The sequence below is a fragment of the Pseudomonas trivialis genome (assembly GCF_001439805.1).
Lineage (GTDB): Bacteria > Pseudomonadota > Gammaproteobacteria > Pseudomonadales > Pseudomonadaceae > Aquipseudomonas > Aquipseudomonas trivialis.
The window spans coordinates 252,165-273,174 of sequence record NZ_JYLK01000004.1 but is presented as its reverse complement, the minus strand read 5'-3'; the positions used below and the strand labels follow the sequence as shown (position 1 = coordinate 273,174).

Annotated in this window: 18 protein-coding genes and 2 pseudogenes; 11 read left to right on the top strand and 9 right to left on the bottom strand. The window is 62.0% G+C overall.

Going from position 1 to position 21,010, the window contains the following annotated elements:
• Window positions 1-14 precede the first annotated feature (14 nt).
• The gene (locus TU79_RS08420) at window positions 15-1,217 is read left to right on the top strand and encodes an HlyD/EmrA/EmrK family protein (RefSeq protein WP_057007554.1); all 1,203 of its coding nucleotides are present in this window, start codon (window positions 15-17) and stop codon (window positions 1,215-1,217) included.
• Complete coding sequence (locus tag TU79_RS08415) at window positions 1,217-2,746, top strand: DHA2 family efflux MFS transporter permease subunit (RefSeq protein WP_057007553.1); 1,530 nt, start codon at window positions 1,217-1,219, stop codon at window positions 2,744-2,746. The genes TU79_RS08420 and TU79_RS08415 overlap by 1 nt, the downstream gene beginning before the upstream one ends.
• Window positions 2,747-2,815: 69 nt before the next feature.
• Here TU79_RS08415 and lpxH read toward each other — a convergent pair whose 3' ends face one another.
• Together lpxH and TU79_RS08405 are read right to left on the bottom strand one after the other, a co-directional pair.
• Window positions 2,816-3,565 carry a UDP-2,3-diacylglucosamine diphosphatase gene (gene lpxH / locus TU79_RS08410; RefSeq protein ID WP_057007552.1) on the bottom strand — a complete coding sequence of 250 codons (750 nt, stop codon included), beginning with the start codon at window positions 3,563-3,565 and terminating at the stop codon, window positions 2,816-2,818.
• Window positions 3,562-4,065, bottom strand: coding sequence for a peptidylprolyl isomerase (locus TU79_RS08405; protein WP_003174772.1), 504 nt, complete (start codon window positions 4,063-4,065; stop codon window positions 3,562-3,564). The genes lpxH and TU79_RS08405 overlap by 4 nt, the downstream gene beginning before the upstream one ends.
• Before the next feature lie 260 nt (window positions 4,066-4,325).
• On the opposite strand from TU79_RS08405, the gene TU79_RS08400 reads away from it, so the two are divergent.
• Window positions 4,326-6,026, top strand: a complete 1,701-nt coding sequence (locus tag TU79_RS08400; protein ID WP_057007551.1) for a glutamine--tRNA ligase/YqeY domain fusion protein — start codon at window positions 4,326-4,328, stop codon at window positions 6,024-6,026.
• Window positions 6,027-6,044: 18 nt separating this feature from the next.
• Window positions 6,045-7,427 (top strand): cysteine--tRNA ligase, encoded by a 1,383-nt coding sequence (cysS, locus tag TU79_RS08395; protein ID WP_057007550.1) that lies wholly within the window; start codon window positions 6,045-6,047, stop codon window positions 7,425-7,427.
• A 348-nt stretch (window positions 7,428-7,775) separates the two neighbouring features.
• Here cysS and TU79_RS08390 read toward each other — a convergent pair whose 3' ends face one another.
• The 6 genes from TU79_RS08390 to TU79_RS08365 are packed head-to-tail and all read right to left on the bottom strand — an operon-like array spanning window position 7,776 to window position 13,815.
• The gene (locus tag TU79_RS08390; protein ID WP_057007549.1) at window positions 7,776-8,114 is read right to left on the bottom strand and encodes a Na+/H+ antiporter subunit G; all 339 of its coding nucleotides are present in this window, start codon (window positions 8,112-8,114) and stop codon (window positions 7,776-7,778) included.
• Window positions 8,111-8,389, bottom strand: coding sequence for a K+/H+ antiporter subunit F (locus TU79_RS08385; RefSeq protein ID WP_010209507.1), 279 nt, complete (start codon window positions 8,387-8,389; stop codon window positions 8,111-8,113). Before TU79_RS08385 ends, TU79_RS08390 begins: the two co-directional genes overlap by 4 nt.
• The gene (locus TU79_RS08380) at window positions 8,386-8,874 is read right to left on the bottom strand and encodes a Na+/H+ antiporter subunit E (protein WP_057007548.1); all 489 of its coding nucleotides are present in this window, start codon (window positions 8,872-8,874) and stop codon (window positions 8,386-8,388) included. Before TU79_RS08380 ends, TU79_RS08385 begins: the two co-directional genes overlap by 4 nt.
• Complete coding sequence (locus TU79_RS08375; protein WP_057007547.1) at window positions 8,871-10,553, bottom strand: monovalent cation/H+ antiporter subunit D; 1,683 nt, start codon at window positions 10,551-10,553, stop codon at window positions 8,871-8,873. Before TU79_RS08375 ends, TU79_RS08380 begins: the two co-directional genes overlap by 4 nt.
• On the bottom strand, window positions 10,550-10,894 hold the full coding sequence (locus TU79_RS08370) for a Na+/H+ antiporter subunit C (RefSeq protein ID WP_057007546.1): 345 nt from the start codon (window positions 10,892-10,894) through the stop codon (window positions 10,550-10,552). Before TU79_RS08370 ends, TU79_RS08375 begins: the two co-directional genes overlap by 4 nt.
• Window positions 10,894-13,815: a monovalent cation/H+ antiporter subunit A gene (locus tag TU79_RS08365; protein ID WP_057007545.1), complete on the bottom strand. Its 2,922-nt coding sequence runs from the start codon at window positions 13,813-13,815 to the stop codon at window positions 10,894-10,896. Before TU79_RS08365 ends, TU79_RS08370 begins: the two co-directional genes overlap by 1 nt.
• 916 nt (window positions 13,816-14,731) lie before the next feature.
• Between TU79_RS08365 and TU79_RS08360 the strand changes: the two genes are divergently transcribed.
• Both TU79_RS08360 and TU79_RS08355 read left to right on the top strand, forming a co-directional pair.
• Window positions 14,732-15,121: a hypothetical protein gene (locus tag TU79_RS08360; protein WP_057007544.1), complete on the top strand. Its 390-nt coding sequence runs from the start codon at window positions 14,732-14,734 to the stop codon at window positions 15,119-15,121.
• Between the two features lie 76 nt (window positions 15,122-15,197).
• A pseudogene (locus TU79_RS08355) lies at window positions 15,198-15,845 on the top strand (ATP-binding cassette domain-containing protein); the annotation flags it as partial.
• 6 nt (window positions 15,846-15,851) lie between these two features.
• Here the strand turns inward: TU79_RS08355 and TU79_RS08350 are convergent.
• Entirely contained in the window at window positions 15,852-16,781 is a 930-nt protein-coding gene (locus TU79_RS08350; RefSeq protein ID WP_057007543.1) for a DMT family transporter, read from the bottom strand.
• A gap of 92 nt (window positions 16,782-16,873) precedes the next feature.
• Between TU79_RS08350 and TU79_RS08345 the strand changes: the two genes are divergently transcribed.
• From TU79_RS08345 to TU79_RS25130, 5 genes and pseudogenes are all read left to right on the top strand, one after another.
• On the top strand, window positions 16,874-17,437 hold the full coding sequence (locus TU79_RS08345) for a helix-turn-helix domain-containing protein (RefSeq protein ID WP_057007542.1): 564 nt from the start codon (window positions 16,874-16,876) through the stop codon (window positions 17,435-17,437).
• 153 nt (window positions 17,438-17,590) lie between these two features.
• Complete coding sequence (locus TU79_RS08340) at window positions 17,591-18,787, top strand: SfnB family sulfur acquisition oxidoreductase (protein WP_057007541.1); 1,197 nt, start codon at window positions 17,591-17,593, stop codon at window positions 18,785-18,787.
• 12 nt (window positions 18,788-18,799) lie between these two features.
• A complete protein-coding gene (locus tag TU79_RS08335) occupies window positions 18,800-19,126 on the top strand; it encodes an acyl-CoA dehydrogenase (protein ID WP_057007540.1) in 327 nt (108 codons plus the stop codon).
• Window positions 19,126-20,504 (top strand): annotated as a pseudogene (locus TU79_RS08330) (LLM class flavin-dependent oxidoreductase). Before TU79_RS08335 ends, TU79_RS08330 begins: the two are co-directional and overlap by 1 nt.
• Window positions 20,505-20,534: 30 nt before the next feature.
• Window positions 20,535-21,008, top strand: a complete 474-nt coding sequence (locus TU79_RS25130) for an ATP-binding cassette domain-containing protein (RefSeq protein WP_231986847.1) — start codon at window positions 20,535-20,537, stop codon at window positions 21,006-21,008.
• Window positions 21,009-21,010 lie beyond the last annotated feature (2 nt).

The window sequence follows — 21,010 nt, the reverse complement described above, 5'->3', positions numbered from 1 at the left end:
GTGAGGTATTTGTCATGGCTACCGCCGAAAACAGCAACGCAACAGAGCAACCCAACACTGACAGCAACCCGCGCAAGCGCAGGATCATGCTGATCGGCCTGGCGCTGATCGTGATCCTCGGCGCCCTGGGCGTGTGGGGCTGGTATGAATTTTATGGGCGCTTCAATGAAAGCACCGACGACGCCTATGTGAACGGCAACGTGGTGGAAATCACCCCGCTGGTCACTGGCACCGTGGTCAGCATCGGCGCCGACGATGGCGATCTGGTCCACGAAGGCCAGGTGCTGATCAACTTCGACCCCAACGACGCCGCCGTCGGTTTGCAAAGTGCCCAGGCCAACCTCGCCCGCACGGTGCGCCAGGTGCGCGGCTTGTACAGCAATGTCGATGGCATGAAAGCTCAGGTCAACGCGCAGAAGGCCGACGTGCAAACCGCCCAGGACAACTACAACCGTCGCAAGACCCTGGCCCAGGGCGGGGCGATTTCCCAGGAAGAGCTGTCCCACGCCCGTGACAGCCTGACCGCCGCAAAAAATGCCCTGACCAACCTCGAACAACAGCTCAAAACCAGCAATGCCCTGGTGGATGACACGGTAATTTCCTCCCACCCCGATGTGCAGACCGCCGCCGCGCAACTGCGCCAGGCTTACCTTAGCAATGCGCGCAGCACCTTGATCGCGCCGGTCACCGGCTACGTGGCCAAGCGCACCGTGCAACTGGGCCAGCGTGTGCAGCCCGGCACTTCGTTGATGGCGGTGATCCCGCTGAACCAGCTGTGGATCGACGCCAACTTCAAGGAAACCCAACTGCGCGACATGCGCATCGGCCAGCCGGTGGACATCGAGTCGGATATCTACGGCAGCGACGTCAAATACAGCGGCACCGTCGACAGCCTCGGCGCCGGCACCGGCAGCGCGTTTGCCCTGCTGCCGGCGCAGAACGCCACCGGCAACTGGATCAAGATCGTGCAACGGGTGCCGGTGCGCATCCATATCAACGCCGAGGAGCTGGCCCAGCATCCGCTGCGGGTGGGCTTGAGTACTGTGGTCAACGTCGATCTGCACGACAAGAGCGGCCCGGTGCTCGCGCAGCAGGCGCCGCAAAAGGCGACGTTCACCACCAATGTGTATGACCGCCAACTGGCCGAAGCCGATGCCATGATCAGTCAGTTGATCCATGACAACAGCGTCGCCGCTCCCAAGGCTGCGCAACGCTGATGAGCAATAACGCCTCCTTCACGCCGCCCAGCCTGCTGATGGCCACCATTGGCCTGTCGCTGGCGACCTTCATGCAGGTGCTCGACACCACCATCGCCAACGTCGCGCTGCCGACCATCTCCGGCAACCTTGGCGTGAGTTCGGAGCAGGGCACCTGGGTCATCACCTCGTTTGCGGTGAGCAACGCGATTGCCTTGCCGCTCACCGGCTGGTTGAGCCGGCGCTTTGGCGAGGTGAAGCTGTTTTTGTGGGCGACCATGCTGTTTGTGCTGGCCTCGTTTATGTGTGGCATTTCCACCTCGATGCCGGAGCTGATCGCATTTCGTGTGGTGCAGGGCCTGGTCGCGGGGCCGTTGTACCCGATGACCCAAACCTTGCTGATTGCAGTCTATCCGCCCGCCAGGCGTGGCATGGCCCTGGCGTTATTGGCGATGGTGACGGTGGTGGCGCCGATTGCCGGGCCTATCCTTGGCGGCTGGATCACGGACAGCTACAGCTGGCCGTGGATCTTTTTTATCAACGTGCCCCTGGGCATCTTTGCCGTGCTCGTGGTGCGTGCGCAGTTGAAGAAGCGGCCGGTGGAGACCAGCTATCAGCCGATGGATTACATCGGTCTGCTGAGCTTGATCATTGGCGTCGGTGCCTTGCAGATCATCCTCGACAAGGGCAACAACCTGGACTGGTTCGAATCCAACTTCATCATCATCGGGTCGGTGATCTCGGCGGTTGCGCTGGCGTTTTTCGTGATCTGGGAAATGACCGACAAGCACCCTGTGGTTAACCTGAGGCTGTTCGCCTACCGCAACTTTCGGGTCGGCACTATCGTGATGATCGGCGGTTATGCCGCTTTCTTCGGGATCAACCTGATCCTGCCGCAGTGGCTGCAAACCCAGATGGGCTACACCGCCACCTGGGCGGGTCTGGCGGTGGCGCCGATCGGGATCCTGCCGGTACTGATGTCGCCGTTCGTGGGCAAATACGCGAACAAATTCGACCTGCGTCTGCTGGCGGCGCTGTCGTTTCTGGCGATGGGGCTAAGCTGTTTCATGCGTGCGGGTTTCACCAACGAGGTGGACTTCACGCATATCGCGCTGGTGCAGTTGTTCATGGGCATCGGCGTGGCGCTGTTCTTCATGCCGACCCTGACCATCCTGATGTCCGACCTGCCACCGAGTCAGATTGCCGACGGCGCGGGGCTTGCGACTTTCCTGCGAACCCTTGGCGGCAGTTTCGCCGCCTCGCTCACCACCTGGATCTGGATTCGCCGGGCGGATCAGCACCATGCCTACCTGAGCGAGAACATCAACACGTACGACTCGACCACCCGTGATGCATTGCAGGCGCTTGGCGGGGCAGGGCAGAAGGGCTATGCGCAACTGGATCAGATAGTGACCAGCCAGGCGTACATGATGTCCACTGTGGATTACTTCACGCTGATGGGCTGGCTGTTCGTGGCGCTGATGTTGGTGGTGTGGCTGGCCAAGCCGCCGTTCGGCGCCAAGGCCGGACCGCAGGCTTCCGGGCACTGACCTGAGCAGGTGCCGGGTCAAAAGGTGGGAGGGGGCTTGCTCCCACAGTTGATCTGTTGTGTTCTTGCGTCAGGCGCCTGGCAGGGCCAGCTGCGGGTTCACAAAATCAAACGCCGCCAGTTGAAAACCCTGCTCATCCACCTGCAACACCCAGCCTTGCCTGTCCCAGTCGCCCAGCACAATGCGCCTGGCCGCCTGGTCGCCAATCTGCAGCTTGTGGATGGCAGGGCGGTGCGTGTGGCCATGGACCAGGGTGCGCACGCCGAATTGCTGCATCACCTGCGGCACTTCTTCGGGGGTGACATCGACGATGTCGTTGGCCTTCATCCGCGTTTGCGCGCGGCTTTCACTGCGCAGCTTGCGCGCCAGCCTGTGGCGGCTGCGTAGCGGCAGGTGGCGCAGGACAAACAGCACGACAGGGTTACGCAGGATGCGCCGCAGCTTCATATAGCCAAGGTCGCGGGTGCAGAGGCTGTCGCCGTGCATCAACAGCACGGGCTCGTCGTACAACTGCACGACACTCGGGTCCTTGAGCAGCCGGGCGCCTGCCAGTTTGCAGAACGCCTTGCCGAGCAGGAAGTCGCGGTTGCCGTGCATGATAAAAATTGCGGTGCCGCCGTCGCTGAGTTCGCGCAGCGCCTCGCCAATGGAGCGCTGGAACGGCGTCATCCCATCGTCGCCAATCCAGGCTTCAAAAAAGTCCCCCAGAATGTACAACGCCTGGGCGCCACGGGCGCGGCCATGGAGCAGATCCAGAAACGCCCGGGTAATGTCCGGGCGCTCCTCTTCCAGATGCAAATCTGAAATCAGCAATATCACCCAACGATCTCGGCTTTCTCGACGATCACGTCTTCTGCTGGAACGTCCTGGTGACCGGCCTTGGAGGTGGTGGACACGCCTTTGATCTTGTCGACAACGTCAGTGCCTTCGGTGACTTTGCCGAACACTGCATAGCCCCAGCCCTGCACGTTCTTGCCGCTGTGGTTGAGGAAAGCGTTGTCGGCGACGTTGATGAAGAACTGCGCGGAGGCCGAATGCGGCTCCATGGTACGCGCCATGGCGACGGTGTACTTGTCGTTGGAAAGGCCGTTGTCCGCTTCGTTCTGGATGCTTGGACGCTTGTCTTTCTTCTCTTTCATGCCCGGCTCGAAACCGCCGCCCTGGATCATGAAGTTGCCGATGACGCGGTGGAAAACCGTGTTTTCGTAGTGGCCGGCCTTTACGTACTCGATGAAGTTGGCGACGGTGATCGGCGCTTTCTCGGCGTTCAGCTCGATGACGATGTCACCGTGGTTGGTGGTCAGTTTGACTTGAGTCATGTTCACTACTCTTTTCAGGGAATTCGTGGGTTTGGGCGTTTGAACGCTTTACCTGTCTGGCCAAACGGCGGCCAGGGCGCGCAGTTTAGCGTGCCTTGCAGGAATTTTGAGGTGGTTTTTTACCGCGCCTGTCATTAAAGCAGCAATTAAAGCAGCAGTTTTTGGCCGTGGCCTGTCAGGTGGTTGACCGCTTCGGCTATGATAAGCCCTTTGTTTTGTCTGGCCTCACCCGGCCACGAACCTGTCTGTTCAAGGATCCTATGAGCAAGCCCACTGTCGACCCTACCTCGAATTCCAAGGCCGGACCTGCCGTCCCGGTCAATTTCCTGCGTCCGATCATCCAGGCGGACCTCGATTCGGGCAAGCACACGCAGATCGTCACCCGCTTTCCGCCAGAGCCCAACGGCTACCTGCACATCGGACACGCCAAGTCGATCTGCGTGAACTTCGGCCTGGCCCAGGAATTCGGCGGTGTCACGCACCTGCGTTTCGACGACACCAACCCGGCCAAGGAAGACCAGGAATACATCGACGCCATCGAAAGCGACATCAAGTGGCTGGGCTTCGAATGGTCCGGTGAAGTGCGCTATGCCTCCAAGTATTTCGACCAGTTGTTCGATTGGGCCGTCGAGCTGATCAAGGCCGGCAAGGCCTACGTCGACGACCTGAGCCCGGAACAGGCCAGGGAATACCGTGGCACCCTGACCGAGCCGGGCAAGAACAGCCCGTTCCGCGACCGTTCGGTAGAGGAGAACCTCGACTGGTTCAACCGCATGCGCGCCGGCGAGTTCCCGGACGGCGCCCGCGTGCTGCGCGCGAAGATCGACATGGCCTCGCCGAACATGAACCTGCGCGACCCGATCATGTACCGCATCCGCCACGCCCATCACCACCAGACCGGTGACACGTGGTGCATCTACCCCAACTACGACTTCACCCATGGCCAGTCCGACGCCATCGAAGGCATCACCCACTCCATCTGCACCCTGGAGTTCGAGAGCCATCGCCCGCTGTACGAATGGTTCCTGAGCAATCTGCCGGTGCCGGCGCAACCGCGTCAGTACGAGTTCAGCCGCCTGAACCTGAACTACACCATCACCAGCAAGCGCAAGCTCAAGCAACTGGTGGATGAAAAGCACGTGCACGGTTGGGATGACCCGCGCATGTCGACGCTGTCGGGCTTCCGCCGGCGCGGTTACACCCCGGCGTCGATCCGCAATTTCTGCGAGATGGTCGGTACCAACCGTTCCGACGGTGTGGTCGATTTCGGCATGCTCGAGTTCAGCATCCGCCAGGACCTTGACGCGAACGCTCCGCGCGCCATGTGTGTGTTGCGGCCGTTGAAAGTCATGATCACCAACTACCCCGAAGGCCAGGTCGAAAACCTCGAATTGCCGCGTCATCCGCAAAAAGAAGAGCTGGGCGTGCGCAAGCTGCCGTTCGCGCGCGAAATCTACATCGACCGTGACGACTTCATGGAAGAGCCGCCAAAAGGCTACAAGCGCCTGGAGCCGAACGGCGAAGTGCGCCTGCGCGGCAGCTATGTGATCCGCGCCGACGAGGCGATCAAGGACGCCGCTGGCAACATCGTCGAACTGCGCTGCTCGTACGATCCGGACACCCTGGGCAAGAACCCCGAAGGCCGCAAGGTCAAGGGCGTGGTGCACTGGGTACCGGCCGCGGCCAGCATCGAATGCGAAGTGCGCCTGTACGATCGCCTGTTCCGTTCGCCAAACCCCGAGAAGGCCGAAGACAGCGCGAGTTTCCTCGACAACATCAACCCTGACTCCCTGCAAGTACTCACAGGTTGTCGTGCCGAGCCATCGCTGGGCGACGCACAGCCGGAAGACCGTTTCCAGTTCGAGCGCGAAGGTTACTTCTGCGCGGACATCAAGGACTCGAAACCCGGTCAGCCGGTATTCAACCGTACCGTGACCTTGCGTGATTCGTGGGGCCAGTGATTCTCTAAGGAAGCCGTTGTGCTAACGATCTACAACACTCTCAGCAAGACTAAAGAAGTCTTCAAGCCGCTGGATGGCAACAAGGTGCGCATGTACGTGTGCGGCATGACCGTGTACGACTACTGCCACATCGGCCACGGCCGCAGTATGGTCGCCTTCGACCTGGTGACCCGCTGGCTGCGTTTCAGCGGCTACGACTTGACCTACGTGCGCAACATCACCGACATCGACGACAAGATCATCAATCGCGCCAGGGAAAACGGCGAGTCGTTCGACGCGCTGACCGCGCGCATGATCGCCGCCATGCATGAGGACGAGGCGCGCCTCAACATCCTCAAGCCGGACATGGAACCGCGTGCCACCGACCACATCGACGGCATGCACGCGATGATCCAGACCCTGATCGACAAGGGTTACGCCTACGCTCCGGGCAATGGCGACGTGTACTACCGTGTCGCCAAGTTCATGGGCTACGGCAAGCTGTCGCGCAAAAAGATCGAAGACCTGCGCATCGGTGCGCGCATCGAAGTCGACGAGGCCAAGCAGGACCCCCTCGACTTCGTGCTGTGGAAAGCCACCAAGCCCGGCGAGCCGAGCTGGGAATCGCCGTGGGGCGCCGGGCGTCCGGGCTGGCACATCGAATGCTCGGTGATGTCCACCTGCTGCCTGGGTGAAACCTTCGATATTCATGGCGGCGGCAGCGACCTGGAGTTCCCGCACCACGAAAACGAAATCGCCCAGAGCGAAGCCGCCACCGGCAAGACCTACGCCAATGCCTGGATGCACTGCGGCATGATCCGCATCAATGGCGAGAAGATGTCCAAGTCCTTGAACAACTTCTTCACCATCCGCGATGTGCTGGAAAAGTATCATCCTGAGGTTGTGCGTTACCTGCTGGTGTCGAGCCACTACCGCAGCGCCATCAACTACTCGGAAGACAACCTCAAGGACGCCAAGGGCGCCCTGGAACGTTTCTACCACGCATTGAAAGGCTTGCCTGCGGTTGCGCCCGCCGGCGGCGAAGCGTTTGTCGCGCGGTTTACTGAAGTGATGAACGACGACTTCGGCACGCCGGAAGCCTGCGCGGTGCTGTTCGAGATGGTGCGCGAGATCAACCGCCTGCGTGAGAGCGATCTCGATGCGGCGGCGGGCCTGGCGGCGCGCTTGAAAGAACTGGCCAGTGTGCTCGGCGTGTTGCAGATGCAAGCCGATGACTTCCTGCAGGCCGGTGCCGAAGGGCGTGTGGATGCAGTGCAAGTGGATGCGCTCATCCAGGCGCGTTTGACGGCTCGCGCCAACAAGGACTGGGCGGAATCCGACCGGATCCGTGACCAACTGACCGCGATGGGTGTGGTGTTGGAAGACGGGAAGGGTGGGACGACGTGGCGTTTGGCTGACTGACGGTTGGCTGCTGCGCGCTGAATGAAAAACGCCCCGACTGGTTCGGGGCCTTTTTTTGCGTCAAGCACGCAACAGTTTCATCGGATACCCCGATCCCAATGTGGGAGGCTCCGCCAAGTCTTCGACTTGGCGCTGTCGCGCAGCAACCTGGGGCCTCTGTGGCAAGCCCGCTCGCCACAGGAGTGTGGCTGCCTGAAATTTCAGGTTTTAAAATCAATAAGTTATTTTGTGTTTGATAAGAGCTGGCTTGCCTGCAATGGCGGTGGGTCAGCCAACCTTTTCGGTGACTGTCACGCCCTCATCGCAGGCAAGCCAGCGCCTACATTTTGCACTGCGTTCATTGACGAATCAGCGGCGGCTGCTGACTTCGGCCGGGACGTCGTCGCCGGCCATGCGCTTGCGGAACAATGCGGTTCGCGCCAGCAGCAGCGTGGTCACCGGCACCGTGATCGACAACAAAATCGGAATCAACCACCCGTGCAACACCGGCCCGGACTTGAGCTGCGAAAAGTAGATAATCGACGCCAGCGCCACACACCACGCGCCTAACGTCGAGGCCAGCGCTGGCGGGTGCATGCGCTGGAAAAAGTCCTTCATGCGCAACAATCCCAGCGCGCCGATCAGCGCAAACACGCTGCTCAAGATCAGCAGCAATCCGACGACGATTTCCATCCACATCGGCATCATTCAATCACCTCCCCACGCAGCAGGAATTTGGCCAGGGCAAACGAGCCCACGAAGCCGAACAGCGCAATCAGCAACGCCGCTTCGAAGTAGGTGTCACTGGCGTATCGAATGCCCAGCACCAGCATCATCAGCATCGCCAGGATGTACAGGTAGTCCAGCGCCAGGACGCGGTCCTGGGCTGACGGGCCCTTGAACAGGCGGATAAGCGTCAGCACCATCGCCAGCGAAAACAGGAACAGGCTGAGCAGGATCGCATTGGAGAGCAGGGCGCTCATTCGAAGATCTCCATCAGGGGACGCTCATAGGTGGACTTGAAGTGCTCGATAAACGGCGCTTCATCCTCCAGGTCGAACACGTGCAACAGCAGCACGCTACGGTCCAGCGCCAGTTCCGACCAGATGGTGCCGGGCACCACGGTGGTGATCATCGACAGCGCAGCGAGGCCGTTGGGGCTGCGCAGGTCCAGGGGAATCCTGACGAAGCGCGAGCGCGGTGGACGCGATCCGCACACCAACACGCCCCATGCCACTTGCAGGTTGGACACAATCACGTCACGGCCGACCAGGAAAAACAGGCGGATGATCACGCCAGGGCGGCGCAGGCTGATCGGTTGCGGGCGCAGCGGCGCCATCATCAGCGGAGCGAGAAACCCCAGCAGCGCGCCGAGCAGCAGATTGCCGGGGCTCACCGACAGGTTGAGCACCAGCCACAGCACCCACAGTGCCAATGACAGCCACGGCGCAGGCAGCAAGCGCTTCATGGTTGCACCTCCAGGGCGGCGGCCTTGCCTTCGGGGCTCGGCACCGGGCGTGTGGCCATCACCGCCATCACGTAGCTCTCCGGGTTGTTCAGGCTCTTGGCGGTCGCCAGGGTATAGCGCATCAACGGTTCGGCCTTGAAGGTCAGCGCGATGCACAGGCCCAGCAGCAGGAAGATCGGCACGCACTCATAGCGGCGCAGCAGCGGCGACGGGCGTTCTTCCGGGGTCCAGAAGCGCTGGGTGCCCAGGCGCGCGAAGGCGATCAGCGAGGCCAGGCCCGACAGGATCAACAGGGCCACCAGGCCCCAGGCCGCCGGGCGAATCGGCTCATTGACCGCATTGCCCAGGCCCAACGGATTGACCAGCGCACTCAACAGACTGAGCTTGCCGATAAACCCGGACAGCGGCGGCATGCCGATAATCAGCAGCGCACAGGCGACAAAGCTCAGTCCGAGGAACGCCATCGTCCACGGAATCACTTGGCCGACCACGGCTTTCTGCTCGTCATCGAGGTTGACGCCGGGGCGCGGGTGCAGGGATTCCATGGCCTTGGGCAGCGCGTCGATTTCTTCATCCAGCGGCAGGTCATTGGCCGAGCGCGACCGCTCGATCAGCTCGGCCAGCAGGAACAGCGCGCTCAAGGCCAGAGTGGAACTCACCAGATAGAACAGCGCGCCAGCCGTCAGGCTGGGCTGGGCGAAACCCACCGATGACAGCAGAATGCCGGCCGACACCAGAATGCTCAGGCTGGCCATGCGCTCCAGTCGCTGCGCGGCCAGCATCGCCAGCGCCGCGCAGACGATGGTGGCCATGCCGCCGTACACCAGCCAGTCGCCGCCGAACAGCGCCGAGGCACCGGCCTGGCCGGAGAACAGCAGGGTCCACAGGCGCAGCACGGTGTACACGCCGACCTTGGTCATGATCGCGAACATCGCCGCCACCGGTGCACTGGCCGAGGAGTAGGCCGGCGCCAGCCAGAAGTTCAGCGGCCACATGCCGGCCTTGGCCAGGAATGCCGTGGCAAGGATTGCGGTACCGGCATGCAACAGGCCACGATCAGCCTCCGGCACCAGCGGAATCTTCAACGCCAGGTCGGCGAAGTTAAGCGTGCCGGTCACGCCGTAGATCATCGCCGCACCAATCAGAAACAGCGACGAGGCCAGCAGGTTGATCGCAATGTAATGCAGCCCCGAGGACACCCGCGCGCGGCCGGAACCGTGCAGCATCAGGCCGTAGGACGCCGCCAGCAGCACCTCGAAGAACACGAACAGGTTAAACAGGTCGGCAGTGAGAAACGCGCCGTACAGGCCCATCAACTGGATTTGGAACAGCGCGTGGAAACTGGTGCCTGCACGGTCCCAGCGGGCCATGGCGAACATCAGCGCGCTCACGCCAATGATGCCGGTCAGCACCAGCATCAGCGCCGACAGTTGATCCACCACCAGCACAATGCCGAACGGCACCTGCCAGTTGCCCGGCAGGTACACGCCAATGGAGCCCGGGCCGCCCTGTTGCGTCCAGTACAGCAGCAGAGCCGCCACGCCGACGCCAAGCAGGCTCGACAGCAGGTTGATCTTGGCCTTCAGCGGGCGGCGCTTCTCGCCCAGCATCAGCATCAGCCCCGCTGTGAGCAACGGCAGCAGAATGGGTGCGACGATCAGTTGATTGACCCAATTCATTCCCTGGGCTCCCGGCCGTCGACATGGTCAGTGCCGGTCAGGCCCCGAGACGCCAGCAACACCACCAGGAACAGCGCGGTCATCGCGAAGCTGATCACGATGGCCGTGAGTACCAGCGCCTGGGGCAGGGGGTCGGTGTAGTTGAGCAGATCCTGGGGCACGCCGTCCTTGATGATCGGCTCCTTGCCGATAAACAGGCTGCCCATGCTGAAGATGAACAGGTTGACCCCGTACGACAGCAGGCACAGGCCCATCACCACCTGGAAGGTCCGTGGCCGCAGGATCAGCCAGACGCCCGAGGCCGCCAGTACCCCAATGGCAATTGCAATGACTTCTTCCATCAGGCGGCTCCTTGTGTTGCGGCAACCACTTTGGCCTGGTTGCTCGGTTTATGGGCACGCACCGATTGGTGACCCAGGGCGGTGAGCATCAGCAGGGTCGAACCGACCACCATGGCGTACACGCCGACATCGAAGAACAACGCGCTGGCGACGTGAATATCACCCAGCACCGGCAGGCTCAAATGCCAGGTGTGAGTGGTGAGGAACGGATAACCGGCAAACAATGCGCCCAGCCCCGTGAGGGTGGCCGAGAGCAGCCCGAAGCCCATCCAGCGCATTGGCCGCAGGTTCATCTGCGCCTCCACCCATTGGGTGCCGGCCACCATGTATTGCAGGATAAACGCCACCGACATCACCAGGCCTGCGACAAAACCGCCGCCCGGCTGGTTGTGACCGCGCATGAACAGGTAGAACGACACCACCATCGCAATCGGCAGCAGCAAGCGCACCAGCACCGCCGGCACCATCATGAAGCCCAGTGCGGTGTCGCTGGCCTGGCGCGGGTTGACCAGATCGGTGGCCACATCCGGCGCCAACTGGCGCTGTTGCGTGGGCAGCTGCATGCTTTCCTTCGACGGGCGAAAGCGTCGCAGCAGCGCGTACACGGTGAGCGCCACGGCGCCGAGCACGGTGATTTCGCCCAGGGTGTCGAAGCCACGAAAATCCACCAGCATCACGTTCACCACATTGCTGCCGCCGCCTTCGGGCAGGGCACGGCTCAGGTAGAACGAGGAGATATCGTTGGGCGTCTGGCGGGTCAGCATCGCGTAGGACAACAGCGCCATGCCGCCGCCCACCGCGCTGGACAGCAGGAAGTCGCGCAGGCGGCGGATGCGCGCCTTGCGCAGCGTGCTCGGCAGCGGCGAGACCTCTTCGATCCGCCTCGGCAACCAGCGCAGGCCGAGCAGGATCAGTACGGTGGTCACCACTTCGACCACCAGTTGGGTGAGTGCCAGGTCCGGTGCCGAGAACCACACGAAGGTGATGCAGGTCATCAGGCCGCACACGCTGACCATGGTCAGGGCCGCGAGTCGGTGGTACTTGGCCTGCCAGGCGGCGCCCAGCGCGCAGGCGATGGCCAGCACCCACAGGGTCACGAACACCACCGAACCAGGGATCTTCGGCCGGTCGCCCCACGTGAGGCCGCTGCCCAGCATGGGGATCATGGCGCCGATCACCGCCACCAGCACCAGCAGGAACAGCTGGGTCTGCAGGCGCTTGGTGCTCAGGCGTTTTTCGATTTTGCGCACGCCGCGCATCATCACCACCAGGCTGCGCTCGAAGCCGCGCTTGCCGTTGAAGTAGCTGATCAGCGGCGGGTACTTGAAGCGGCCGCGCTTGAGTTGCTTGCGCAGCATCAGGTACAGCACCACGCCGCCGGACATCGCCACCAGGCTCATGATCATCGGCGCATTCCAGCCGTGCCAGATCGCCAGGCTGTACTCGGGCAACACGCCACCCACCACCGGCAGCGCCGCCGCCGCAAGGAGCGGGCCGACCACCTGGGCCGGGAAAATCCCCACCAGCAGGCAGGTGAACACCAGCAGTTCGACCGGCGCGCGCATCCAGCGCGGCGGCTCGTGGGGCGTGTGGGGCAGGTCGGTCGCCGGCGGGCCGAAGAACACATCGACGGTAAAGCGCAACGCGTAGGCCACGCTGAACGTACCAGCAATGGTCGCGATCAGCGGCAGGGCAATTTCCACCCATTCGGTGGACGAGATAAACACGGTTTCGGCGAAGAACATCTCTTTGGACAGGAAACCGTTAAGCAATGGCACGCCGGCCATGGACGCACTGGCGACCATCGCCAGGGTCGCGGTAAACGGAATCAGGCGCACCAGGCCGCTGAGCTTGCGGATATCCCGCGTGCCGCTTTCGTGGTCGATGATGCCCGCCGCCATGAACAGCGAAGCCTTGAAGGTCGCGTGATTGAGAATATGAAAGACGGCGGCGACTGCCGCCAGCGGGCTGTTGAGCCCCAGCAGCAGGGTGATCAGCCCGAGGTGGCTGATGGTGGAATAGGCCAGCAGGCCCTTGAGGTCGTTTTGAAACATGGCGCAGTAAGCGCCGAGTACCAGGGTAATGGCGCCGGCACCGCCGACGATCCAGAACCATTCTTCGCTGCCCGACAGCGACGGCCACAGACGGGCCAGCAGGAACACGCCGGCCTTCACCATCGTCGCCGAGTGCAGGTACGCCGAAACCGGTGTGGGCGCCGCCATCGCGTGGGGCAGCCAGAAATGGAAGGGGAACTGTGCGCTTTTGCTCAGCGCGCCGACCAGCACCAGGGCCAGCATCGCCGGGTACAGCGAGTGCGCGCGAATCTGATCGCCCGCCGCCAGCACCTGATCCAGGTCGTAGCTGCCGACGATATGCCCCAGCAGCATCACCCCGGCCAGCAGGCACAGGCCGCCGGCACCGGTGACCATCAACGCCATGTAGGCGCCGCGTCGCGCATCGGCGCGGTGGTGCCAGTAGCCGATCAGCAGGAACGAGAACAGGCTGGTCAGTTCCCAGAAAAACACGATCTGGATCAGGTTGCCGGAAATCACCAGCCCGAGCATGGCGCCCATGAAGGCCAGGAAAAACGCAAAGAAACGCGGCACCGGATCATCCGGCGACATGTAGTAGCGCGCATACAGCGACACCAGCGTACCGATGCCGAGCACCAGCATCGAAAACAGCCAGGCAAAGCCGTCCATGCGCAGCACGAAGTTCAGGCCGAGGCTGGGCAGCCAGGTGAATTCTTCGCGAATCACGCCACCGTAGGCGATCTGAGGGTAGAGCAGGGCGACTTGAACCGTGCCGACCAGCGCCACGAGGCCCGCCAGCAGCGATTCGGTGTTACGTGCATTGTGCGGCAGCAAGGCCGCCAGACAGCTGCCAATGAATGGCAGAAGCAGTAGAACTATCAGGGACATAGGCTTCTAATCTGCGGGAGTTTGGGATGCATCATACGTGCCGCTTTAACGATCACCAAACGCCAAGGTGTGGCAGGATCCTACAAGGTAGGTCGAAACTTCCCATTTGGCATTGTTCAGATGAGTCGTGAACCTGATCGTTCCACGCGCAGCAGAGGGATGCCGCCCGGTCCGCTACACAGACAGACCCTGATTCTTGCGATAGGGTTGCATGTCGCGTGCAGCGCATCGGGCGCCTGAATCTCCAAACCGTCCGGGATCAGCCCCGCACAACACTCCCGCATCGGTTCCTGCATTCATCACCAGCGCCTATGTCGTCAGTTCTCAAACAACAGTAACGTTTGCTGCTTATCAAGTAGATTTTTCCTAAAGGTATTTCGGAAATTTCCGACTGTACTTTTGGCAATCCTAACTTCAGTGTAACGGAGCGATAAATACAAGTTAACTTATTGTCATCGGCTGACTCTCTGGCTGGATAGTCGCTTTACTGATATGACAAAAGGAAAGCCGATACAACACTCAGGGAGCAGGACAATACAAATGAATGCATCATCTCTCCTGTTGTATAGCCTCTTCAACGCAAATCAGTCGCCCGGTCGCGCCTCATAAGCTTTCTTACACCCGTCCAGACAATCGAGCTCCAGTCGCATTTACCAGCGTGCAAGGCCAGGAACCGGGTTTCTATGAGGTAACCAAAAGCATGACCCGCGAAGCACTGCAGGCCATACTTTTTCCTGTGCGCGATCCGGCTGTTATGAGAAAGTTTCAGGTGCTCAATCCTGATGTCGGCGATGTTAAAGCCGGCTCAATGTCGCGCTGCCAAGTACATGAAGACGGGCGGGTATATCGGGGTACAACTGTCGGCGGCATGGGGGGGAGAATACATAGGTGAAAAAATATACGAGGCTACGCAACAATGACCAGTATCGACACTTGGCCTCCCTGGGTTTCAATATTTGTTGCTGGTGGCTGGGGCATGCTCGCAGTTGCTGTTATCGCATACAGTCTGTACCTGCGCCACCGTCATCTAGACGCGATAAAGAAAGCCTTGAAGAACAGTCGTTATATTTATATTTGGGGTGACAGCCTTGGGAAAAGAGGTTTTATTTGGTCTCTCTTGGAAATATCAAAAATTGCCGGGATGATAGTTTGGCCGAGGGCGTCCATCATTATTGGGGAGGTAAACCCTGCTGATCTTGAACGCTTTCCACCTCACCTTAAACGGTATCTGGTCATCAATTTGACGATGATGATCATTTCATTCACTTGGATGGTAGTTGCAGCCGTGCTGGTAGCGTTCAGGTAATTCGAGCGGGGCCTCTCCCGAGGCCCGAATCAGGGCGGCCCCTCCCAGGCAACACGACGGTTACGATCCAGTGGGCCGCCGGGCTGAGGCGCGTGCGCGGTGTGCGCCCGAGATCCAGCGCATGATGCTGTCGCCGGAAAGCGTGGTGCCCCAGGGCAAGCTGGTGTTGCAACTCAACCAGGTGGTGCTGCCATTTGGCAGCCGCACACCGATCAATCTCAGCCTGACCGGCCCGATGCGCATGGCGATCCTGGGGGTCAATGGCAGTGGCAAATCGACTCTGCTGCGGGTGATTGCTGGCCAGTTGCCGGTGGCTGCCGGTGAGTGGGTGCGCAGTTGTCATATCGGCTGGCTGGATCAAGACGCCGGACTGGAGCATCCCGAACGCACGGCGGTGCAATGGCTCTACGAAAGTAATCCGCTATTGCCGCAAAGCGAAGCGCGTACCCGGCTGGCGCAAATGGGCATTGATGCCGACCGCGCAATGCTCGACACCTGCCAACTGAGCAGTGGCGAGCGACTGAAAATTGCCCTGGCCGCACAGTTATACGCCCAGCGTCCGCCGCAATTGCTGTTGTTGGACGAGCCCGATAACCATCTGGACTTGCCCAGTCGGATTGCCTTGGAGCAAATGCTCAATCAATACCAGGGCGCATTGGTCGTGGTGTCCCACGACGAGGCGTTTTTACAGTCCATTAACCTGGACGGCGAATTACGCCTCTGAGGCCGCTTAACCCTGGTTTTCGCGTTCCAGTTCGGTCTGGGGCTCGGCGCGGCGCTGCCCGCGCGTCTTCAACTCGCTCACGATCACCGCCACCACAATCAACACCGCCCCCAGCATCGCAATCGGCGGGAAACGCTCCCCGGCAATGCGCCCGACCACGCCTGCCCACACCGGCTCACCGGCGTAGATCAGCGTGGCCCGTGTTGGCGAAACGCTCTGCTGCGCCCAGTTCATCGCCACCTGGATCACCGCGCTGGTCAGGCCCAGGCCTGCCGCACTGAACAGCAGCAACCACGAGAACCCCGGCAGCGCCTCGCCCATCGGCACCACCATCAGGAACGACAGCAACGATGCGGTGGCCAGTTGCACCACGGTCACCCGGCGCACGTCCACCTGGCCTGCGAAGGCGCTGATCAGGATGATTTCGGCGGCAATCGCGACAGCGCCGATCAACGTGGCGATTTCCCCTGAGCTGAAATTCAGCGAGGCGCCCGCCGGCCCCGTCAGCAGCATCAACCCGGCAAACGCCAGCATGATGCCGATGCTCGGCATCAACCCTGGGCGCCGGCCCAGCACCAGCCATTGCAGCAAGGGTACGAAGGGCACGTATAAAGCGGTGATGAACGCCGACTGGCTGCTGAGGATGGTCTGCAGGCCGATGGTCTGCAAACCGTAGCCGAACATGATTGCCACGCCGATGAACACGCCGGCCTTCAGCTCGAACAGGGTCAGGTCGCGCAAGGTGCGCACGGAAAAGAATCCCACCACAATGGCGGCGGCGGCAAAACGCAGCCCCACGAAGAACATCGGCCCGCTGACGGCCATGGCGTGCTGCACCAGCAAAAAGGTGCCGCCCCAGATCATGGTGATTACCACCAGGATGCATTCGGCTTTGCTGAAACGGTTGAAACGCGACGGGGAGTTCGGGCTGGTCATGGCGGCTCGGTCTTGCAAGGGAAGGGCACGGACCGCACAATGCGCCGCACGCTGGGCAGTATACTGCGCACACCCACCCATTGAGCAATATAGTGCACAAAGAAAATCCACACCGGGCCTCGGTCCTGCAGCACGTCAGCCAGAACGTGCGTCGCCTGCGTCACGCCGCCGACCTCAGCCAGACTGCGCTTTCGGAAAAGTCCGGGGTCAGCCGGCGCATGCTGGTGGCCATCGAGGCCGGCGAGAAAAACGTCAGCCTGTCCACCCTTGATCGCGTGGCCGAAGCGCTGGACGTGGCTTTCAGCGACCTGATCCAGGCGCCGGATGCGCCCGACCACAGCCGCATCAACGAGCTGGTCTGGGCCGGCGAGATTCCCGGCAGTAAAGCCGTGTTGCTGGCCAAGGCCACCGCGCGCCGCGAAGTCGAACTGTGGGAGATGCACCTGGCGCCGGGTGATCGCTACACCCCCGGTTTCGACCCGGACGGCTGGAGCGTGCAACTGTTCGTGTTCGAAGGCTGCCTCACCTTGCTGGTGGGCGATGAAGAAAAGCGCGTCTCCGCGGGTGAGTTCTACATGTTCGCCAGCCGCCATGTGCACGACTATCGCAATGATGGCGAGGTGGCCGTGCGGTTTGTGCGCAACGTTGTGATCTGACTGTTGGTGCGGCAACAGTGGCTGGACACTTTGCTGGTTTCAGCCCTGTCAAATCCCCGAATATCGCAGCAAACGCCTGATTTTTCTGGTGATTACATTCAGGCACGACTCCTGCAATCACTCCGATAACCTATCGGAGCCTGGAGTCGGCCCATGTCAGCCCACCCTCAACACCCTGCCCACCTCATCCGCTCGGACGCCGAAGCCATCGAGGTCGCCACTCGCCTGGCCGCACGCTTTGCCGTCGAGGCCAGCGCGCGCGACCGCGAGCGTCGCCTGCCAGTGGCCGAGCTCGACGCGTTTTCCGCGAGCGGCCTGTGGGGCATCACGGTACCCAAGGCCTACGGCGGCGCCGGTGTGTCCTATGTGACGGTGGCCGAGGTGATCAAATTGATCTCCGCCGCCGACCCGTCCCTGGGCCAGATTCCGCAGAACCACCTGGGCATCGTGGATATCCTGCAGCAAACCGCCAGCGAAGCCCAAAAGCGCCATTACTTTGAAAAGGTCCTCGCGGGCTATCGCTTCGGCAACGCGTTCTCCGAAGCCAAGAGCAGGAATGCCGGCACCTTCGACACGCAGATTCGTTTCCACGGCGACACCGCGCAGGTCGACGGCGAAAAGTTCTACTGCACCGGCGCGCTGTTCGCCCATATCGTGCCCACGGTCGGCAACAACGAACACGGCCAGGCCTTTATCGCCCTGCTTGAGCGCGACGCGCCAGGCCTGAGCGTGATCGACAACTGGGACGGCTTCGGCCAGCGCACCACGGCCAGTGGCGGCGTGACCCTCGACGGCGTGACGGTGCCCCTGAGTGCGGTCATCCCGGCGCATGAGGCCTTCGACCGGCCGACCGCCCACGGCCCGATCTCACAGATTATCCAGGCCGCTGTCGACACCGGCATCGCCGTCGGTGCGCTGGAACAGGCAAAGCTGCACGCGCGCCAGGCTCGCCCGTGGATCGACAGCCAGCAGGACCACGGCTGGCAGGACCCTTTCACCATCGCCGGCATCGGTGACCTGCAATGGCGTGTGCACGGCACCGAAGCCATTCTCGCCCGGGCCGGCCGGGCGATCGATCTGGCGCTCGCCGAACCCAACGAAGACACGGTCGCCAACGCGTCGCTGATCGTGGCCCAGGCCAAGGTCCTGTCGGCTGAAACCGCGTTGCTCGCCAGCAGCAGGCTGTTCGAACTGGCCGGCACCCGCTCGGTCACCGGCAAACACAACCTCGACCGCTTCTGGCGCAACGCGCGCACCCACACCCTGCACGATCCGGCTCGCTGGAAATACCACCTGATCGGCAACTTCGTGCTCAACGGCGTAAAACCTGCGCGCCACGCCTGGAACTGAGGAGCCCCGCCCATGACCGCCCTGAACCACGCCCGCCAACTGCTGGAAATCACCCGGCGCTTCGTCGCCCGCAGCGACGACCCCTATGTGATCAGCCGCTTCGGCGACTTGCAGATCCGCGTCGACCTGGCCGCGGCCCTGCTCGAACGCGTCGACACCCACCCCAGCCCGGTGGCGCTCACCGAGGCGCATATCGCTGCCGCCGAGGCCCTGATCGCCGTGAGCAACGCTGAATTCGAACTGACTGGCCAACGCACCGCGCTGCCGTCGACCCTGGATGACCCGTTGCGCCACAAATACCGGATCGTCGGTAACTATCACCTCAACGGAGTGCTGTGATGGCCCGTGAAATCCGCTTGAACGCCTTCGACATGAACTGCGTCGGCCACCAGTCGCCCGGCCTGTGGGCGCATCCGCGTGATCGTTCGTGGCAATACAAGGACCTGGAATACTGGACGGACTTGGCAAAAATCCTTGAGCGCGGCAAATTCGACGGCCTGTTCATCGCCGACGTGCTGGGCATCTATGACGTGTACAACGGCACGGGCGACGCGGCGATTCGCCAGGCGACCCAAGTGCCGGTCAATGATCCCTTGTCGCTGATCGCACCGATGGCGCTGGTCACTGAACACCTGGGGTTCGGACTGACCGCCTCCTTGTCGTTCGAGCACCCGTATCCGTTCGCCCGCCGGTTGTCCACGCTGGACCACCTGACCAGGGGCCGCATCGGCTGGAACATCGTCACGTCTTACCTGGAAAGCGGCGCCAGGAACCTCGGCCAGCAAGCCCAGACCGAACATGACGCGCGCTACGACTACGCCGAGGAGTACCTTGAGGTCTGCTACAAACTCTGGGAAGGCAGTTGGGAGGAGGGCGCAGTGCTGCGTGACCGTGAGCGGCGGATTTTCAGCGACCCGAGCAAGATTCACGAGATTCGCCATGTGGGCAAACACTTCCAGGTGCCTGGCATTCACCTGTGCGAGCCGTCGCCGCAGCGCACGCCGGTGCTCTACCAGGCCGGCGCTTCCAGCCGTGGCAAACAGTTCGCGGCCGAGCAGGCCGAGTGCGTATTCGTCGCCGCACCGTCCAAGGTGCTGCTGAAAAAGACGGTCGCCGATATCCGCCGCCGCGCCGCCGAGGCCGGGCGCGACCCGCGCAAAATCCTGATCTTCAACCTGCAGACAGTGATCGTCGGCGAGACCGATGCCAAGGCCAAAGCCAAGTTCGACGACTACAAGTCCTATGTCAGCTACGAAGGCGCCATGGCGCTGATTTCCGGCTGGACCGGCATCGACTTCAGCCGCTTCCAGCCGGATGAACCGCTCAAGCATGTGCACACCAACGCCATCCAGTCGGCCGTTGAAGCGTTTTCCACGGCTGACCCGAACAAGGTCTGGACCCCTAATGAGCTGGCCCTTGGGTTGGCATCGGCGGCTTCGGTCCGCTGTTCGTCGGTGGCCCGCAAACCGTCGCCGACCTGCTGCAGGAGTGGGTGGAAGAGACCGACGTGGACGGTTTCAACCTGGCCTACGCGCTGACCCACGAAACCTTCATCGACGCCGTGGACCTGCTGGTGCCCGAATTGCAGAAGCGCGGCGTGTACAAGACCGACTACGCCCAGGGCACCCTGCGCGAAAAGCTGTTCGGCGACGGTGCCCGCCTGGCGCCCAACCACCCCGGCGCCGGCTACCGCGACCTCAAGGCGAGCGTGCTGTAACCGCCGAACTTTTTGTTGTGGCGAGCAGGCTTGCCCTGCGTTGGGCTGCGCAGCAGCCCCAACACCAGCGTCCACGGAGTATCTGAGACACCGCAGTCGCCTTTATCGGGACTGCTGCGCAGTCCAACGCGGGGCAAGCCCGCTCGCCACAGAAGCCCCCTCTGCCGGGGTGTCGCCGAGCGTGCCGACGTCAGCCGGGGCGTAATCGAATACGCCGGGCAGGACCTCGCCGGTATCGACCCCAGCCTGCGTGTGCGCCAGGACCTGAAGCGCATCTACAGCGGGTTCCCACGGCTCAAGGCCAAACGCCACACCCGCGCCGGGCTTACGTCGGGGGGTGAGCAGCAGATGAGGTTTTTGATCGCCGAGCAGAATATAAACGGTGCGCTCAGCTATGCGTCCCACGGCTACGTGCTGGATACTGGGCGCGTTGCCCTGAGTGGCAGCGCCGCTGAACTGCTGGCGCGGGGCGACCTGCACGCTATTTACCTGGGCAAACAGTAAGG

What these genes read in the sequence shown, in the direction of transcription:
- TU79_RS08350 (WP_057007543.1), bottom strand. Translation starts at nt 16,781, where the DNA reads ATGACCAGCCCGAACTCCCCGTCGCGTTTCAACCGTTTCAGCAAAGCC.
- TU79_RS08390 (WP_057007549.1), bottom strand. Translation starts at nt 8,114, where the DNA reads ATGATGCCGATGTGGATGGAAATCGTCGTCGGATTGCTGCTGATCTTG.
- TU79_RS08375 (WP_057007547.1), bottom strand. Translation starts at nt 10,553, where the DNA reads ATGAATTGGGTCAATCAACTGATCGTCGCACCCATTCTGCTGCCGTTG.
- TU79_RS08420 (WP_057007554.1), top strand. Translation starts at nt 15, where the DNA reads ATGGCTACCGCCGAAAACAGCAACGCAACAGAGCAACCCAACACTGAC.
- TU79_RS08405 (WP_003174772.1), bottom strand. Translation starts at nt 4,065, where the DNA reads ATGACTCAAGTCAAACTGACCACCAACCACGGTGACATCGTCATCGAG.
- TU79_RS08380 (WP_057007548.1), bottom strand. Translation starts at nt 8,874, where the DNA reads ATGAAGCGCTTGCTGCCTGCGCCGTGGCTGTCATTGGCACTGTGGGTG.
- TU79_RS08385 (WP_010209507.1), bottom strand. Translation starts at nt 8,389, where the DNA reads ATGAGCGCCCTGCTCTCCAATGCGATCCTGCTCAGCCTGTTCCTGTTT.
- TU79_RS08335 (WP_057007540.1), top strand. Translation starts at nt 18,800, where the DNA reads ATGACCGCCCTGAACCACGCCCGCCAACTGCTGGAAATCACCCGGCGC.
- TU79_RS08365 (WP_057007545.1), bottom strand. Translation starts at nt 13,815, where the DNA reads ATGTCCCTGATAGTTCTACTGCTTCTGCCATTCATTGGCAGCTGTCTG.
- TU79_RS08360 (WP_057007544.1), top strand. Translation starts at nt 14,732, where the DNA reads ATGACCAGTATCGACACTTGGCCTCCCTGGGTTTCAATATTTGTTGCT.
- TU79_RS08400 (WP_057007551.1), top strand. Translation starts at nt 4,326, where the DNA reads ATGAGCAAGCCCACTGTCGACCCTACCTCGAATTCCAAGGCCGGACCT.
- TU79_RS08340 (WP_057007541.1), top strand. Translation starts at nt 17,591, where the DNA reads ATGTCAGCCCACCCTCAACACCCTGCCCACCTCATCCGCTCGGACGCC.
- TU79_RS08415 (WP_057007553.1), top strand. Translation starts at nt 1,217, where the DNA reads ATGAGCAATAACGCCTCCTTCACGCCGCCCAGCCTGCTGATGGCCACC.
- TU79_RS08370 (WP_057007546.1), bottom strand. Translation starts at nt 10,894, where the DNA reads ATGGAAGAAGTCATTGCAATTGCCATTGGGGTACTGGCGGCCTCGGGC.